The following is an 18,099-nucleotide window of genomic DNA, read 5'->3' as shown; positions in this document are numbered from 1 at the left end:
TTTATAAAACGGCCCATGTTCCGGGGCCAGGTTTAGCGGAATAATAAACAAAGCGCGTTAAGCGCGCTTTGTTTATTAAAATGCTCAATAGCCCGGATTCTGGGTAAGCGCCTCGTTCACATCTATCTGGTGTTGTGGAATTGGATAAAGCAGGTTTTTCTGTGAAACAGGTATTCCTGCCGACCGAAGGGTATTAATGTATTTGCCGGTCCGCAGTAAATCCCAGCGGCGGTGCCCTTCAAAGCATAGTTCCCAGCCCCTTTCTTCTAAAACGGCATCCCTGAACTGTGCCTGCGATAAGCCAGCCAGGTTTTGCGGGTTGGCGGATAGATTACCATTTCTCGCACGGGTCCGTACCTGGTTGATGGCATCATAAGCATCAGCAGTAGGTCCGTTAATTTCATTAATTGCTTCGGCATAAATAAGAAGCACATCGGCATAACGAAGGATCATGAAATTGTTCCGGGCGGCAAACTCGGCGCAGGGCGACGGGTCCCAGTACTTATCAACTGCAGGACCGGTACGGGATAGTACCAACGTATTATTGGCAGGGTTCACCTTCTCCGTAATAATTGTTACCTTCTTCCGGTAGTCGCCCGGCAGGTATGACTTTACATAATTGGAATCAGCCTGGTATGCGCCTCCTCCCTGGTTGATCGGGTAGGAAAAATAAATGGCAAAAGATTCAGCCATTGTGCTGCCGTAAGATGTTTTTATACAGCTGTATTGGGCTGAAAAAATATGCTCCCGGCCATTTCTGTTCTCTGGTGGAAAGATGTCTTTATAGTTCGGGAAGAGACTGTAAGCTTTTGAGTCTATCACTTCCCTGGCAACAGCTGCCGCATTTACATAATCCTTACGGGTGAGGTATACCTTTGCCAGAAGCGATTTCGCGGCGCCGCTGGTGGCCCTCCCAACCGTTCCGGGAGTGGTATACTGTGCCGGCAGGTTTGCGGCTACTGCGTCTTTCAGATCACCAATAATCTGGGCATACACGGCATCCACAGGTGTACGCTTCAAGCTTACATTCACAACATCGGAAGTTGGAGCAGTCACCAATGGTACATCCCCAAAAGCCTGCACCAGGTCAAAATAGATCAATGCCCGCAGGAATTTCGCTTCTCCGATGATCTGCGCCTTAGCAGTTGCATCCATGGTAATGCCAGGTACATTCTTAATTACCCTGTTGGCCCTGTCGATGGTTAAGTAGCAGTTTGTATAAAACGCATCAAAAGAAGGATTGGATGGCGAATAAAGATTATTATCAAGCTCTAATATGCTTGCGCCAACGTTTGATTGCACCGTCAGCTCTTCAGAATTTACATCTGCAAGATTGATCATCGTCATGTTATAAATGTTGCGCAGCCTGTCGTACACCGCATCAAGCGCAACGGTGGCATCACTTGCTGTTTTGAAAGAGTTTTCTTCTCCCAGGAACGAATAAGGCACCTCAACGAGGTTATTTTTACAGCTTCCCAGGAAAACCATTGCTATAGCCAGGAAACCGCACAACAGCGCATACCGGCGTACAAACAGCGCTTTGCCCGACAACTTATATTGTGATTTCATCTTTATCAGGATTTAATTATAAAGTAATAGACAAACCAAGCGTATAGATCCTTGACGGCGGGTAATTGAAATTATCTACCCCATATTGGGTATTACTGTTAAAATCGCCGTTGACCTCAGGATCATAGCCTGTATAATTAGTGAACGTAAGCAGGTTTTGTGCACTGACGTAAACGCGGGCCCTCCTTATGACTTTTGTAAAACCCGGTAACTGGTAACCCAGCGTAACAGTTTTTAACCGTAAAAATGAGCCGTCTTCTATTGCAAAATCAGAAACTGCGGGTAAAACCCATTGGCGTATAGCTCCTACCGAGTTGCTGGGGTTCGTGGCTGTCCAGTGGTTTACATAATATGATTTCAGGTGGTTATATTGTGCATCGATCAAGGTGGTGAAATTGTTATAGATCTTATTGCCCTGTACGCCCTGCAGGAAAAAGGAAAAGTCAAATCCTTTGTAAGAGAAATTGTTGGTAAGACCGAAAATAAATTTAGGAAGACCATTACCCAATACTTTGCGATCGCCCGACTCATTGTATACGCCATCACCGTTTATATCCTTCCAGCGGTATGCACCGGGTAAACTGCCCGCCTGTGCTAACGGGCCTGCCGCAGCAATCTGTTCTTTTGTTTGCCATATACCATCAAATACATTACCATAGAATGAGCCAAGGGGCTTTCCCACCTCTATAATGGTTAGCCCGGAAAAATAATGATCCACGCCATTGGCAAGTGATACTACTTTGTTTTCGTTATAGGAAACATTGCCGGCCGTGGTCCATTTAAACCCGTTTCCGCCCTTATCGATATTTACCGAGGTAATGGCAAGTTCAAAACCTTTGTTCTGTACGCTGCCGATATTGCGCAATACACTGGTAGCGCCTGTAGTTGCCGGCAGGTCCACATACAGCAGCAGACCGCTGGTGTTTTTTACGTAATAATCGCCCACAACAGTAAGCCGGTTGCCCCAAAAGCCAGCATCAAAGCCAATATCCAGCTGGGCAGTTTTCTCCCATTTCAGATCAGGGCTTTCGATACGTGAAAGTTGATTGGTCAGCACCTCCACATCGTTAAAGACCGTTTTTCCGATAGTGTATTGAGGGAGGGAATTATAAAGACCGATGCCATCATTACCGGTAATGCCATAACTAACCCTCAGTTTCAGATCGCTGATGACCCGGCTGTTCTTTAAGAAATTTTCGTCGGATACCCGCCACGCAAATGCGCCGGATGGGAAAAATCCATACTTATTATTAATGCCAAAACGTGATGAGCCATCCACACGGGCGCTCACCGTAAACAGGTAGCGATCCTTAAAGCGGTAATTTATCCTGGCCAGATATGAGTTTAGTCCCCATTTCTCTAAACTGCTGCTGGTGATATCCAGTGTATTGGCTGCCGACAGGTTATTGGCTCCCAAAACATAGTTGGGAAAATTCTCCGCTTCCTGGTAGGTCCGCTGCATCCTGTTGCTTTGAAAAGTTACACCGGCCAGTACATCAAAGGCATTGTCCTTATTTATTTTCTTTGTATAGGTAAGGGTGTTTTCATTTAAGGTATTGATATTTTCGGTGGTACCGTTACTGCCATAGCCATTCCGCCCGCTTCCTGCAAGAGTTTGGGGCGTAAAGAATACATTCCTGAATGAATTCTGGATATCCGCGCCAAAACTGATATGCGCCTTCAGCCCTTCTGCGATGCTGAAATCTCCGAATACATTACCCAGCACCCTATCCGTAGAAAGCAGATTGGTGGAAGTTTTCAGCATGGCAACGGGGTTGGGGGTGCTTGCAAAGCCTGTGCCCGGGCCTAAATTAAGTAATTGGTAGCTTCCATCTGGCGCGTAAACAGGGCTGGCCGGAGAGATGGTCAGCGCCTCATATACCGGGCCTGCGGCAAGGCCTTCAGAAACCCCGTTATTGACGGTGCGCGATGCGGTAAAATTGGAACCTATCCTGATACGCTCGCTCAAAGTGGCATCCAGATTAATCCTTGCCGCATAACGTTTAAAGTTATTATTAATGATGATCCCATCCTGATCGAGATAGTTTCCACTTACCAGATAGCGGACTTTGTCGGTACCCCCGCTGATTGACAACTGGTAACTCTGCATAGGCGCAGTCCTGTAGATCTCTTTCTGCCAGTCGGTGCCTTCACCATAGGAAGCAACGGGTTTAGGATAAGGCCCGTTGGGGTTCCCAAACCTTTGTGCAAAACCAAGATTGGCAAGCTGCTCATTCTTCAGGTTCAGGTGATCCATCGCATTTCCCAGTTTCAGTTGTTTTACAACCTCCTGCGCACCCGCATAGCTTTCAAATTCAACAGTCGGGTGTCCTGATTTCCCCCGCCTGGTAGTTACCAGCACCACGCCGTTTGCTCCTCTTGAACCATATATTGCCGTAGCGGAAGCATCTTTCAAAACTTCTATCGACTCAATATCATTCGGGTTAATAGTCGACAGCGGGTTAGCATAACCGGCGCCGCTTCCACTTGCCCCGTTTGCCGCAGCGGGCACAGAAACCGGGAAACCGTCCACAACATATAAAGGATCATTGCTGGCGGAAATAGAGTTGCCTCCACGCACACGGATTGTTATCCCGCCACCCGGTGAGTTGGATGCCTGTGTAATTTGTACACCCGATACTTTACCTTGCAGCGCCTGGTTAAAGGAGTTGATGGGTTGCGACTTTATTTCTGTTGATCCTATAGAGGAAACCGAGCCGGTGAGATCTTTTTTACGGACCGTGCCATAACCAATCACTACTATCTGGTTTAATCCTTTTGACTCCGCCTTTAGCTGAACATCAATTGTAGTACGCCCTTCGATAGGCACTTCCTGTGTTAAATAACCTACGCTTGAAAAAATAAGCGTCCCTTTGCTATCCGGAACATTAACGGCATAGTTGCCTTTCGCGTCCGATATCGCACCTATATTGGAATCTTTTAACTTGATACTTGCCCCGGGCAAACTGCCCTGTTCATCTGTTACCTTCCCGGTTATCCTGATAGCGCTGGCAGGCTGACTGGTCACCGGGGCCGGCAATTTCACCGGTGTAATTAATATGGTTTTCTGATTGATCACATAATTAAACGGCTGGTTATTAAAACATAGTTTTAAGGCAGCTTCCAGCGAGGCGTCTTTTATTCTAACGGTAACAGGCTTTGCTGCGCTTAAAATATCAGGATCGCATAGAATACTGTAACCCGTTTGCCGGCGAATATCATTTAACGTCTCCCATAATGGCGCGTTCTTTTTATTTAAGTTAATTCTCTGAGCTTTTGTGGATGCACTTACCTGCATAAAGGCGATAAGGCAGATAAAGAAAGACAGTTTCATAACGCTCAATAGTTTAGCCTGAACACGGAACGGACGTCCGCATTCAAATGCAGTATAAATTTTATACATTTGGATCTAAGGTTAATTAAATAATTGGTTGATAACAGCGATTATAATGATTACCTGGTATACAGCTCCCACAGCTGTGTTTCACCAGGGGTGTTGCAACCGCCCCTGGTCTTTTTCCGGAAAATTTGTTTAGTAAGATTAATTTATAAGGATGACGCGCCTTCCTTCTATTTTATAATGGATCCCCGATGTAATTGCTATATTATCAAGCAGTTCCCTGATGCTTTTGTATTTAGACACAACGCCTCTTAATTTCTTCTGACTAACATCCGCCTGGTATTCCACCTCTACATCGTACCATCTTGCCACCGCTCTTAACACGTCTTCAATACGCTCATCATTAAATACAAACAGCCCGTTTTTCCAGCCCATTACTTCGTCCAGGTCTGCATTCCTCACAATCAAAGGCGTTTTCAGATTATTAACAGCCATCTGACCTGGTTTTATAATGGTGTGGCTGTTTTTAGCGTTTATCTTTACCGAGCCTTCCAGTAAGGTGGTCCTGATATCGGGATCGTCATTATACGCTTTGATATCAAAATGTGTCCCTAATACTTCCACTGTTTGCTTACCACCCACATCTACAAGAAATGGTTTACCGGGATTTTTAGCCACCTCGAAATAGGCCTCCCCGTTTAGCGTGACTACACGCTCTTTCCCGGTAAATGCCACCGGATATGTTAATGACGAGGCTGCGTTTAACCATACGCGGGTGCCATCGGGAAGCGTCAGTTCATATTGCCCGCCTTTGGGAACAGCCAGGGTGTTGAAGGCATCTGTTGTACCCGGTTGAGCAGCGCCCCGGTAGTCTATTTTCCCCTCTGCCTGCTTGTTCACAACGGCACCTCCCTGGTAGGCGATATTCCCGCTTTTAGCCGCCTGGAGATCTATTTTAGTACCATTAGACAGGATCAACATAGCTTTGTTGGCGCCCGGAGAGATCTCCGTTTTTTCTACCTTATATGACAATCGTTTTACCGGCGATTTAACTTTAAATATCCAGAAACCAACAGACAGCATTATTACTACAGCCGCTGCTGTGGCCATCTTTATCATATAACTCCTCAATGTGCTTCTGCCCGGGCTTTCAGGACGCCCTATCCTGGCCCAAACGTTCTTTAAGGCAGCTTCCTCGTCAAATTCATTCAGATGCTCCATCTCCTCCTTCCGGATGCTTTCGCTCAAAAGCTTTTCCAGGATCTCCCTGTTGTCTGTGCTTTTATTCAACCATACTTCCAGTTCAGCTTCCTCTGCAACTGTAAGGGTGCCATAAAGCCTTCGGGCTAACAGGCTGCTTATATGAAACGGATCATATAATTGTTGATCGGACATGGCTATTAATTAGTGTTATACAGTAGAAACAACCTACTCCCGCATTTCCTCTAAAAGATCTGAAAAAAAATTTTAGCAGATGATACCACAGCTGAAACGGCAAATGTTATGTAGAGGTGAAATGGCATGGTTAATGACGAGAACAACCCGGCTATACTGGCAAAAGGCCCCGGGGCGCCTGCCCCTTTACCTGAAATATATAGATACAATCACAGCTGTTAAAACAGCAAAGCCTTTATCCGAAAGGCGCTTTCTTAAAATGGAAAGCCCGCGCATTTTCTGATTATACACCGTACTGATGGCAATATCAAGTTTATCCGCTATTTCCTTAGGCTGCAGCCCGTCTTCAAAGATCATCCTGATAATTTTCCCACACTGATCCGGTAAGGCATTGATTTCAGTTGAAATTTCGCGAAGGGCTTCGATGTATATTATTTCGTTGATAAACGGCTCTTCAGATCCTTCTTTAAAAAAAGCAAATGCCTGGTCGTGCTTCATTTTACGGCTTTGTTTTTTTAAAGCGTTCATGGAGGCATTCCGGGTACTTATATAGAGGAAGGCTTTAATTGCATTCAGACTGTGAAAATCGCTATGCTTACTCCACAGCTTACAAAAAATATCCTGGACAATTTCCTCGGCTGTAAATTTATCCGAGGTTAACCGGGTGGCAAATAAGCATAACGCACCATAAAATTTATTGAAAATACAATCAAAGGCATAAGTGTCACCTTTCAGCAACCTTTCTAACAGCTCCTCTTCAGTTAAATTTCTTAGTTGGTTAGTGGTCATCGCGCGTGGAATACATTTCGAATATAAACATAAACATTAAAAACGAGAAATATCTGCTGTGGGGTGGGCTCCCATAATCCTAATGCTCCCCGCCATACTACGTTCAAATAGTATTTATTTTCTTCTTTCCTGAAAAAACATTATTTTCATCCGCCCAATCATGTGTACCTAATGCTTAACCTCTGTTTATTGGCCCATCATCATTCATATACTGAGAAGGAACTTTTTAATCTTATTGCATCCGGAGATGAAGCGGCATTCCGGCAATTATATGCGACCCTGAAACCGGTGTTATTTGGCTATATATATAAATTAACGAAATCGCAGGAAGCCGTCCGCGAAATTGTCCAGGAATCGATGTTCCGGTTGTGGATAAGTCGCAGCAAACTACCGGAAATAGAACATCCCCGCGCCTGGTTGCTGAAGCTCGTATCCAACGAATGCCTGCGTTACTTTAGGAAGAACGGACTGGAAAAACGCCTGATAGACGCGTTACAGCAACAGTATACCGACGACTTTACCGATGATACTGAAATGGAGATTTCTTACCGTGAAACCCGCAGGCTTATTGAATCGGCCGTAGCTACCCTGAGCCCCAGGCAAAGAGAAATCTTCCGGCTGAGCCGGAATAACGGGCTGAGAATCCCTGAAATAGCCACCCAGTTGGGCCTTTCAGAAAACTATGTAAAGAAAACCCTGATATTGGCCCTTCATACCATTCGGCATCGGTTGACGAAAGCCGGTAAATATCTGCCCATGTTCCTGATATAATTAATTTTTAGTCAATTGTATTTAATGCTGCCCCCGGCCCCCCTCACAGGAAAGGTATACGGAATTATACCGGCACAATGGCTTTAAAGCCCGCTCCTGCTACTGATTGGATGAATTATTATTTTTTTTTTAGCGATGGGTACCTAAATGTGCTTTCAGGGTTCATTATATGTGGGAATGCATTCACCATATAAAAGTTTGCTATGCAGGAACAACGGATCATATACTTACTGGAACAGCTCAGATTGGATACAGCTACTTCGTCTGAGCTGGAAGAATTATCATCGGTCATCCGCGAGGCGGGGGTAGATGGCCCCTTTCATGATGCGCTGGCGGGCCTGATGGAGCGTTACCCTGCCAATGGAGAGGAGTTGGCTGCTATTGATCCGCAGCATGAATTGGCAGACAAGGTGCTTGCTATATCCCGGGACCTCCCCATGGATAATGTCCGGTCGATTGCCTCCCGGGGGAGTTATCCCTGGGCCCGGTATGCGGCGGCGATTATTCTTATTGTCAGCACCGGGATTTATTTCTGGCGGAGCCATGAAAGCACCAAAGTGAAAACAATTGTAGCCTCCGGGCAGGGAAATATTGCTCCCGGCAGAACGGGCGCCATTCTTACCTTATCTAACGGTACCGCCCTGCTGCTGGACACTATTCAAAATGGTACCCTGGCCTTGCAGGGAGGCGCCACGGCCAGGGTGATCAATGGCGGATTGGTATATGAAGCAAATAGCGGGGAAGTAAGCTACAACACAATATCCACCCCGAAGGGGCGCCAGTACCACGTTACATTGCCGGATGGAACGGAAGTCTGGCTCAATGCTGCCAGTTCTATCCACTATCCTACAATATTCTCTAACCGGGAACGAAGCGTTACCCTCGCCGGGGAAGCTTATTTCGAAGTAAAAAAGGCGACGGCGCCATTCAGGGTGAATATAAACAACAATGTGGCGGTAGAGGTATTGGGTACCAGCTTTAATATCAATAGCTACAGCAATGAAGGCCCCCTGAAGGCAACATTGCTGGAAGGTGCGGTACGGGTGGTAAAGGACAATGAAAGAATGATACTTCATCCCGGGGAGCAGGCAGAAGTGGACCAGGGCATCCGGGTTAAAAAAGATATAGATGTTAACCATGTAATAGCGTGGAAAAACGGCATTTTTTATTTCGATGGGGTTAAACTGGAAGAAGCGATGCGGCAGCTGGAGCGCTGGTATGATATTGAAGTGGTATATGAAAAAGGTGTGCCCGATGTCGCTTTCAGTGGGAAGCTAACCAGGGATGTTCCATTAAACGATCTGCTGGCGGGGCTGGAAAAACTGGGCATCCACTTCAGGTTAGAAGGACATCGGCTGATTATACTGCCCTGATGTACCCCGTTCTATCGGAATATTTATAACTATCCGGGAAAGAATGCAATGAGCACCGGATATCAGCAAACTAATAAATAAATATACCAATCAATCATATAAGAGTCAGTAATATTTAAACCCAGTCATTAAAACCAACCAACCATAAACCAATCCCGGGGAATAATATCCTATCCGGCTATCATTGAGTAAAAATGTATAGCCGCCAGCGATTTTTTGACAACCAAAATTTTCGAAAATTATGGAAAAGAAAGCTTGTGGCAATTTGCCTGCCCAAGGCCTGTTTGTACTCATTCCGCGTGTCATGTGCACCCAAAAGTGGAAAATTTATTTATTGATCATTATTGCCTTTACCGTTTCTACCCCATCAATGGCGCAAACCGTCACCCTGCCGGGCAAAACAATGCCCCTGGAAGCCGTGTTGTCGCTTATAGAAAAACAGACCGGCTACGCCTTTCTTTATAAGGAACATTTCCTGGCCGATGCCAAACCGGTAGCAGTACGTGCGGTCAATATGCCATTGCTGCAGTTGCTGGATGCAGTATTTAAGGACCAGCCGCTGGAATATACCATCAAAGGAAAAACTATTTTCCTTTCCGGGAAACAGGCCAGCCACGGGTCAGATAATGCGGATCAATCAAGGGCGGTACCCGGCGCGTACCCGCTCAAAGTATTGGTCATCGATTCTGCCGGGAAGCCACTGGCAGGCGCCTCGGTGAGTATCAAAGAAAACAGGATATCAAAAATTACCAACAGCGATGGAACTGTCATCATCAACGCTGCAGAAGGCGATATAATGGAGGTGACTTATATTGGCTTCCAGCCACAAACATCACAGCTAGGACGCACAAGCCATGTGGTCATCCGCTTAAAACCATCGGAAAAGAAATTGGAAGAAGTTATAGTGAATGCAGGGATCCTGACACGGAAAAAAGAAAGCTTCACCGGCGCGGTGGCTACATTCACCGGGAAAGAACTTAAACAGATCGGGAATGGGAATGTGCTCGAGAGTTTAAAAACGCTGGATCCCTCTTTCATTATTATGCCAAATAATAGTTTGGGTTCCAATCCCAACCGGTTGCCGGAGATCCAGTTGAGGGGTACCACTTCTGTTTCAGTTACTACTTCCAACGCTATTAAAAACCAGTTCAGCACAAATCCCAATCAACCTTTATTTATATTAAACGGTATGGAAAGCAGTTTACAGCAAATTGTAAACCTCGACATTAACCGGATCGCATCCATCACTATCCTGAAAGATGCTGCCTCTACTGCCTTGTACGGATCAAATGCTGCCAATGGCGTAGTGGTAGTAGAAACCAAACGCCCGCAACCTGGCAGTTTACAGGTCAATTACACTACCGATTTCAGGGCAGAAATGCCTGCGCTGGGCGGGTATAACATCATGAACGCGGCAGAATTACTGGAGTTTCAAAGGCTGTCTGGTTACTATAACTCGGACGAACGGCAAGCATCCCAACTCATCCTCGACACTTTATACAACAACCGTTTAAAAGCAGTACTGGGAGGTGAGAACTCTTACTGGCTGAATGTTCCCTTACGCAATGCGTTTTCCACAGGGCATGTGCTCGGTATAAATGGTGGGAGTAATGAGTTCCAGTATGACGTTACCCTCAGTTACAGAAGTACGCCGGGTGTGATGAAAGGATCCGGCAAAAGCACCTGGGGGGGATCTGTTGATTTAACTTACCGGAAGAAGAAGCTGAACTTTACTAACCGTACGTACATTGAAGGCAGCAAAGCATCGGAGTCGCCCTATGGCAGCTTTTCAGACTATGTAGATATAGCCCCTTACTACCGGAAATTCGATGACAAAGGGCAGCTGTTTACCGGCAAATACCTGGAATCGTTTACCGCAGGTGATAATTTCCAATTCCTGACCCAATACCAAACACCCAACCCAATTTACAACGCATCATTAAACCCGGAAAATGCAAGCTCTTATTTCAACGTCCTGGATAATTTGTCCTTAGTATGGAACATTAGCCCTGACTGGCGGTTTACATCCGGGATCCAGCTGAATAAAAGCGTTGGCAGTACTACTGTTTTCGTGCCATCTGCCAACACCGCCTTCGATGGCGTTGATATCAATGAAAAAGGAACTTACAATTACGGGCAACAGAGCACCTGGGGATACAACGGCAATGCCATGATCACTTACCAGAAAGTGTTCAATAGAAAACATAGTCTCACCGGTAACGTGCGGGCAGCATTAACCGAAAGCAATAGCACGACTATCGGCCTGCAGGCCGTGGGCTTTCCGGATGGCGTAGCCCCCAATCCTGCCTTTGCCTATGGCTATGCTATAAACAGCAAGCCTAGCTATTCAGAGGTAAAATCACGCAAGGTGAGCTCGCTGGCAAGCGTGAATTATGTTTTTGCCAACAAATACTTTGTAGATGCTACTTACACGATAGATGGCTCCACCGTTTTTGGTTCTGCAGAAAAATATACGTCTTTCTGGGGCCTCGGTCTTGGTTGGACGGTCAGCAGGGAAAATTTTCTTAAAGATGCTGACTGGCTCACATTATTGCGGTTAAGAGGTAACATAGGTACTAATGGTAATCAGCAGCTGGGTTCGTTTGTTTCCTCTTCGGTATATGGTTATAGCAATACATCTACCAGTTTCGGTACAGGCCTGTTCCTGAATCAACTTGGTACACCCAACCTCGCCTGGCAAAGAACCCAGCAAATCAGCGCCGGCATAGACCTGATTACCTGGAACAACCGCTTTATCGCCACCGTGAATGCCTACCAGAAACTTACCAATCCTTTAATTGTTCCCGCTTCCGCCGCAGCGTCCACCGGGGTTCCCAATTATGCGCTTAATGCAGGAAAGCTTACGGTGAAAGGGTTGGAGCTAATACTTAAATACTCTCCCATCCTCCAACCGGATAAAGACATTCAATGGACGCTGGGCGTGACCGGCAGCATCGACAAGAGCCGGTATTCGAACTTCGCATCGATGATGGCGAAGGAAAATGAGTTAGCCAGGAATAAATTCAATGATGAAAAGGCACTCAAGGATATTCCCAATTACCTGAAACGGTACATGGATGGATACAGTCCCGATGATATATGGGCCGTACGTTCATTAGGAATTGATCCCGCCTCCGGGAATGAGATCCTGTTAAAAAAAGACGGCACACACACCTTTTATTATAATTCAGACGATGAAGTAGCAGTAGGTTCTGCCATTCCCAAAGTACAGGGAGTGATCAGCTCCATGCTGAACATCAAAGGATTTTCCATGGGAATATTTCTCCGCTATAGCATAGGCCAATCGAACTTTAACACGGCAATATTCAACAAAGTAGAAAACATCGGCTTTCCGCAATTGATCTATAACCAGGACAAAAGAGCCTTGTACGACCGGTGGCGGCAACCGGGCGATATTGTGTTTTTTAAAAATATCAACCTCTCCGATCCCAACGTTACCAGCACCTACTCCCCTCCCTCCTCACGGTTTATACAAACAGAAAATTTTCTATCAGGAGAATCAATTTCTGCAGGGTATGAATTTTTAGCTGCCCAACACCCATGGATCAGTAAGATAAGGGCAAAAACACTACGCATCAATGGTTATTTGAATGATATTTTTATGATATCCAACGTGACGCGCGAAAGAGGAACGGATTACCCTTTTGCAAAAAGTTTCTCATTTAGTATGAGCTTGTTCTTCTAACACCTACAAACACCTGACAAAATGAATAAGATTATCAAAGGGCTGCTGGCAATCGTAAGTATAAGCCTGTTGGCCTGCAACAAATACCTGGATGTACAACCCAATGACAGGCTGATAGATATCCAGGTATTTACTTCAAAATCGTCTATCGAGAAAGCGTTAAATGGTATTTACATCAACCTGGTATCAGATAATTTATATGGAGGATCTTTAACAGTTAGCACCGTAGATGTGCTTGCGCAGTACTATAATACGCCCGGATTGAACAGGTTTGCGTCGTCCGGCAATTATCAATTTCTGGACGGATCGTTTTTACAGTCGGATATATCCGCTATCTGGGGCAACGCCTATACCAACATCCTTAATATCAATGAATTTATAAAAGGTACGGGGGGAGCCACAGAAAATATCATCAGCCCGGACGAAAAAGCATTGTTGCTGGGTGAAGCATATGGTCTGCGGGCGTTTGTATTGTTTGATATGCTTCGGCTGTTTGGCCCTGTATATGCCGTCGACTCTTCTTCGGAAACGGCGCCTTATCCAACCCAGCCCGCTACCAGGCTTAGCCCGCTGATACCCGCCAGGCAATTCATGGACAGCCTGGTCAACGACCTTGGCATGGCGGCATCACTATTGGCAAAAGATCCCATTATACAATACGGCATTCAACCTTTCGATAATACAGATGTTTCCGGGAACTTTTTCAGGGCAAGAAACAGGCGGATGAACTATTATGCTGTTAAAAGCCTGCTGGCCAGGGTATATCTGTACCGGGGCGACAAAGCGAACGCGTTAAAAAACGCATTGGATGTGATAACCATTAGCGGCAGCATCTTTCCGTGGACGCCTGAAAGTGATTCCCGCCCCGGCATCAAAGATCCCAACCGGATATTTTCTTCAGAAATTATCTTTGGCCTGGAAAATACCCGGCGGGATGCGATGCACCAGAAATATTTTGCTGCATCTAATTTACAGACTTCCAACACTGTGGCCAAAGCTACTTTATTGGCCCCGTTGTCTGCCAACCTGGCCGCTATTTTTGAAAACCAGGATAATGACTACCGTTTAAGAAGCTCCTGGACCATTGATCAGAAAGCAAACTACAATTTTAAAACCTTTATAAAGTTTGCCCCTGTCACCACTACCACCAGTCCCTCCTCTTCCAGTAAAACCATTCAACCCCTCATCCGGCTGTCTGAGTTGTACTATATCGCGGCCGAATGTTCCGGCGACAGATCATACCTGAATACCGTGAGAGCAAACCGCGGCCTGATTATTCCTATCGATGCCGGCGCCAATATTTCAGATGAGATCACCAAGGAATACAGGAAGGAATTCTTTGGAGAAGGACAACTGTTCTTTTATTATAAGCGGAAGAATTTTGCCACTATCCTTAGTGGTTCGTCCGGTAGTAGTTCCATCACTATGGATAAAAGTAAATATGTACTGCCACTTCCGCTTAGTGAAACACAATACCGATAAAACTTACTTTATTTTCAAAAGATACTGATATGAAACAATTATTGCTCCTTGCGTTACCTGTGCTCCTATTCATGTCATGCAAAAAGACATCCTTCATCGCATACAATACCAAAGCGGATATCTACTTTGACAATAACATGATGCGGAACTTCTATTTCATATATTATAATGCGAAGGATTATTCATTTGGCAACCAGCCTGATGTGACGGAAGACTCCATCCCCCTGACCGTTAAAATAACCGGGGATACTTCGTCGGCAGACAGGCCTTTCATACTGGCTGTGAACCAGGACTCCTCAGATGCTGTAGCAGGAAGGGATTATACATTACCCGACAATAGCAAATTGATTATTCCCCGCGACAGTATCAGCGCAACCTTTTATGTAAAAGTACATAGGTCGGCCGCGCTACTTGACAAACCCGCTACCCTTGTTTTAAAGTTGATGCCCAATACCTTCTTTGACACATTGATAACAGAACAAAAGGAGTCTATTTACAACAACATCATGTTAAATGCTGTTTCCTTCAAAATCACTATCGATGATATCATACCGGAACCAGACTATTGGAAAGATTATATCAATTTCCTGGGAGCTTATTCACAGCAGAAATACCTGGTCCTGTTAAAAGTGAATGGGCTATCATTAACAGACGATATCGGAAAGCTCAGCAAAACGTACTTTAAAGAGATCGCCACAAAAATGCAACAGTACTTAAATCAGCAGGCTGCTGCCGGCAATATTATCCGGGAAAGGGATGGCAGCCTAATGGCCATGGGGCCCGATGTACGATAAATCATTCTGTCAAATTCAAATATAGATGCTCATGAGACATCACGAACATAAGCTGATCTCCTGTATTTTCATCCTGTATATCATGCTTGCTTCCTGCCTCAAGGATAAAGGCAACTATACTTATCACGCTGTTAACGACCCGGTAGTGGTGAAAGGCGTAGATACCCTGTATGTGGTAGACGTTATTAAACAATCTTTTCGCATTGCACCTGTTATCACTACCCCCGATGGCAAGCCTATCGACACTTCCCGATATACCTATAGCTGGCAGCTAAACCAGGGAATAGGCATCGCCTCTGATTATCCAAGCCTGGTGCCCTTATCCACGAGCCCCACGCTTGATATTCCCAAAGACAGCATGGTCCGCACCATTACCAATGCGCAGATGCGTCACAACCTGTTTGGAGCGTACACTGCCTTCTTTCGGGTAACCGATAAGGCAACAGGCCTGTTTAAGGATACCTACTTTAAAATAGTTTTGGGCAGCACCAGTGCCAAAGGCTGGCTGTTATTATGTGATCCTGAAAATGGGAATACCCGCCTGGGCATGATCTCCTCTGTGTACAACGACACTCTTGTACCGGATATACTGGCCAGTGTTGGTTCCACCTTCCCCATCACCGGTCAGCCCAGGTTTATTGCCGTTGATCTTCAAACCCGTTTCAAACCTCAGTCCGGCCGCTATCCGTTCATTGGCACCTCTCAACACTTTGCCATCCTGGGATCGGATACCCTCGAATATAAAAATCCCAGGTATAACCTGGCGAACTATATTGCGGGGTTACCAATCCCTCCTGATTTTTCCTCAGCTACATTCGCCTCCGATGGATACCAGCACTACCTGCAAAATAACGGCAGCCTTTATTATATCGACGAATATTATAGCTTGCCTTTCCAGGCCTGTAATTACCTGAACGATGTTCCATTCAGGGCATCAAAGTTTGTTGCACCGTATACCGTTGAACCGGATTTCAGAGGCGCCATTGTATTTAATGAAGATACCAGGACCTTCCTGCGCACGCCTCTGCAAGCCTACTGCCTGGAACTGCCCCAGGGCACTTTATTTAATTTCTCTACGAAACAGCAGCTGCGTTACATGCAATATGTGAGCACATTTAATGGGGGAGAAGTATTTGCGATCCTGGATAGTACGTCAAAAATTAACCTGGCCCGCTTTTCTAAAGATGGTATCCAAAGCTATTATAGGGAGATAACAGCGCCGGACATCCACGACGCCGGGTTATTTGCCGTCGATAATATTTTCGGATTTATTTTCTACTGTGCCGGAGGAAAGCTATACGAATACAACATGAGCAGCAGGCAGGCACAGTTAATCCATGACTATGGAAATAATAAGATCACAGTACTTAAAATTTTCAACGATAACCTGGATATCTTCAACAATAGCTTCAGCAATATAGTAGTATGTACCTACAATGAAGCAGATAAAAAGTCCGGCACACTGGATCTCTACACCACGCCAAAAGTAGATGGCACCGTGAGCCTGGTAAAATCCATTCCGAACACCGGGAAGATTGTGGATGTAGCCTATAAGTAATACTGGTAAATCTATTCAATAACACGTTAAATAAATTTAGTGACATGAGCTATCGTAAAAGAATAAAAGCAATCCTGGCGCTGCTGTTCTCCTGTTTCCTGATGACCAATGCAATGGCGGAAGGCATTCATTTCGACAATAAATTGTCGTGGAAGGCCCTCAAAGAAAAAGCCCGGAAAGAACATAAGTACATCCTGATGGACTGTCAAACCACCTGGTGTGGCTGGTGCAGGAAAATGGAAGAAGATGTATTTGAAAATGAGCAGGCAGGGGAATTCTTCAATGCCAATTTTATCCCGGTAAGCGTACAATTTGATCAGAACCCGGATAAAGACAACGACTATGTAAAAAGCTGGTATAACGATGCGAAACAAATTCAGGAAGAATATCCTCTAGGCGGCTACCCTACCTGCCTGATATTTGCCCCTGATGGCCAGCTGGTACATCGCATAGAAGGTTACCTGCCGGTAAAAGAATTTATTGCTGCTGGACGCAGTGCCCTGACACCGGATGGGCAGTACTATACCCTGCTCAAAAAGTATGAAGCCGGCGAAAAATCACCTGCATTCCTGATGAAATTTATCAGGATAGCTCAACAGGCAGGATTTACCAAGGTAGCGGCCAAAGCATTTAACCAGTATTATCCCAATATAAAAGACCCGTATACAAAAGACAACTTAACACTGATCGCCGAAAACATTTCCAATACGCAGGATAAGGGCTTCGGGTTGTTTTTAAACAATACTGCCCGGGTAGATGAAATACTGGGGCAAGGTGTTGCCACCAGGAAACTTGGCGAAGCCATTCTCAGTGAAACGATGTCCTTCTTATCCCAAAACAGGTCTATAGATCTCGACTCACTGGAAGCTATTTATCGTAGTAAATATCCCAACATACATGTAGAGGAACCTTATGCTGAACTGAAACTTCAGGCAGCGGCTCAACAGAAAGAGAAGTTCTTCAGGGTAGCACAAAACTACCGGGACAAGCATACAGCCTCTATCGATCCTAGCCAGCTAAGCTGGATCGCCTGGAATATTTCCAGTATGTACAACGACAGTACCACGCTCCGTACAACGCTTGGCTGGTGCAAAGCCATCATGGATACGGCAAAAGTTCCTGATGCGGGCGTCATCAGCGCTTATTCAGCCCTGTTGTATAAGCTGGGGGAAAAACAAGCTGCTATTACCTGGATGGAAAAGGCGGCAGATTCTGTTCCAAGTGAGAATAGGAAACAATTCGAATCAATTATTGCCCAAATGAAAAAAGATGAGAACATCTGGCAATCCCATTAATTAATGAATACTGTTAGTCTCTTTCTC

11 protein-coding genes are annotated in these 18,099 nt (G+C 45.5%); 7 read left to right on the top strand and 4 right to left on the bottom strand.

Features of this window, described 5'->3' with window-relative positions; genetic code table 11:
• Positions 1-84: 84 nt before the first annotated feature.
• From ABIE50_RS17380 to ABIE50_RS17365, 4 genes are all read right to left on the bottom strand, one after another.
• The gene (locus ABIE50_RS17380; protein ID WP_209857573.1) at positions 85-1,569 is read right to left on the bottom strand and encodes a RagB/SusD family nutrient uptake outer membrane protein; all 1,485 of its coding nucleotides are present in this window, start codon (positions 1,567-1,569) and stop codon (positions 85-87) included.
• A 16-nt stretch (positions 1,570-1,585) separates the two neighbouring features.
• A complete protein-coding gene (locus tag ABIE50_RS17375) occupies positions 1,586-4,903 on the bottom strand; it encodes a TonB-dependent receptor (protein WP_209857572.1) in 3,318 nt (1,105 codons plus the stop codon).
• A 207-nt stretch (positions 4,904-5,110) separates the two neighbouring features.
• Complete coding sequence (locus ABIE50_RS17370) at positions 5,111-6,304, bottom strand: FecR family protein (protein WP_209857571.1); 1,194 nt, start codon at positions 6,302-6,304, stop codon at positions 5,111-5,113.
• Positions 6,305-6,490: 186 nt separating this feature from the next.
• Entirely contained in the window at positions 6,491-7,093 is a 603-nt protein-coding gene (locus ABIE50_RS17365; RefSeq protein ID WP_209857570.1) for an RNA polymerase sigma-70 factor, read from the bottom strand.
• 171 nt (positions 7,094-7,264) lie between these two features.
• Here ABIE50_RS17365 and ABIE50_RS17360 point away from each other — a divergent pair, with 171 nt between their 5' ends.
• The 7 genes from ABIE50_RS17360 (at position 7,265) to ABIE50_RS17330 (ending at position 18,072) form a co-directional block, all read left to right on the top strand.
• The gene (locus ABIE50_RS17360) at positions 7,265-7,864 is read left to right on the top strand and encodes an RNA polymerase sigma factor (RefSeq protein ID WP_209857569.1); all 600 of its coding nucleotides are present in this window, start codon (positions 7,265-7,267) and stop codon (positions 7,862-7,864) included.
• A 203-nt stretch (positions 7,865-8,067) separates the two neighbouring features.
• Positions 8,068-9,237: a FecR family protein gene (locus tag ABIE50_RS17355; RefSeq protein ID WP_209857568.1), complete on the top strand. Its 1,170-nt coding sequence runs from the start codon at positions 8,068-8,070 to the stop codon at positions 9,235-9,237.
• 241 nt (positions 9,238-9,478) lie between these two features.
• Complete coding sequence (locus ABIE50_RS17350; RefSeq protein ID WP_209857567.1) at positions 9,479-12,943, top strand: SusC/RagA family TonB-linked outer membrane protein; 3,465 nt, start codon at positions 9,479-9,481, stop codon at positions 12,941-12,943.
• Between the two features lie 21 nt (positions 12,944-12,964).
• Positions 12,965-14,425 (top strand): RagB/SusD family nutrient uptake outer membrane protein, encoded by a 1,461-nt coding sequence (locus ABIE50_RS17345; RefSeq protein ID WP_209857566.1) that lies wholly within the window; start codon positions 12,965-12,967, stop codon positions 14,423-14,425.
• 29 nt (positions 14,426-14,454) lie between these two features.
• On the top strand, positions 14,455-15,219 hold the full coding sequence (locus ABIE50_RS17340; protein ID WP_209857565.1) for a DUF4843 domain-containing protein: 765 nt from the start codon (positions 14,455-14,457) through the stop codon (positions 15,217-15,219).
• Positions 15,220-15,250: 31 nt separating this feature from the next.
• A complete protein-coding gene (locus ABIE50_RS17335) occupies positions 15,251-16,777 on the top strand; it encodes a PKD-like family lipoprotein (RefSeq protein WP_209857564.1) in 1,527 nt (508 codons plus the stop codon).
• Between the two features lie 44 nt (positions 16,778-16,821).
• Positions 16,822-18,072, top strand: coding sequence for a thioredoxin family protein (locus tag ABIE50_RS17330; protein WP_209857563.1), 1,251 nt, complete (start codon positions 16,822-16,824; stop codon positions 18,070-18,072).
• Positions 18,073-18,099: the final 27 nt, after the last annotated feature.

It is taken from the genome of Chitinophaga sp. OAE865, assembly GCF_040546735.1.
Lineage (GTDB): Bacteria > Bacteroidota > Bacteroidia > Chitinophagales > Chitinophagaceae > Chitinophaga > Chitinophaga polysaccharea_A.
The sequence above is the reverse complement of the archived record's forward strand: the minus strand, read 5'-3'. Positions and strand labels throughout refer to the sequence as shown.

Excerpts from the sequence above, each read along its gene's own strand:
- ABIE50_RS17380 (WP_209857573.1), bottom strand. The coding sequence starts at position 1,569 with ATGAAATCACAATATAAGTTGTCGGGCAAAGCGCTGTTTGTACGCCGG.
- ABIE50_RS17330 (WP_209857563.1), top strand. The coding sequence starts at position 16,822 with ATGAGCTATCGTAAAAGAATAAAAGCAATCCTGGCGCTGCTGTTCTCC.
- ABIE50_RS17355 (WP_209857568.1), top strand. The coding sequence starts at position 8,068 with ATGCAGGAACAACGGATCATATACTTACTGGAACAGCTCAGATTGGAT.
- ABIE50_RS17375 (WP_209857572.1), bottom strand. The coding sequence starts at position 4,903 with ATGAAACTGTCTTTCTTTATCTGCCTTATCGCCTTTATGCAGGTAAGT.
- ABIE50_RS17360 (WP_209857569.1), top strand. The coding sequence starts at position 7,265 with ATGCTTAACCTCTGTTTATTGGCCCATCATCATTCATATACTGAGAAG.
- ABIE50_RS17370 (WP_209857571.1), bottom strand. The coding sequence starts at position 6,304 with ATGTCCGATCAACAATTATATGATCCGTTTCATATAAGCAGCCTGTTA.
- ABIE50_RS17340 (WP_209857565.1), top strand. The coding sequence starts at position 14,455 with ATGAAACAATTATTGCTCCTTGCGTTACCTGTGCTCCTATTCATGTCA.
- ABIE50_RS17350 (WP_209857567.1), top strand. The coding sequence starts at position 9,479 with ATGGAAAAGAAAGCTTGTGGCAATTTGCCTGCCCAAGGCCTGTTTGTA.
- ABIE50_RS17345 (WP_209857566.1), top strand. The coding sequence starts at position 12,965 with ATGAATAAGATTATCAAAGGGCTGCTGGCAATCGTAAGTATAAGCCTG.
- ABIE50_RS17335 (WP_209857564.1), top strand. The coding sequence starts at position 15,251 with ATGAGACATCACGAACATAAGCTGATCTCCTGTATTTTCATCCTGTAT.
- ABIE50_RS17365 (WP_209857570.1), bottom strand. The coding sequence starts at position 7,093 with ATGACCACTAACCAACTAAGAAATTTAACTGAAGAGGAGCTGTTAGAA.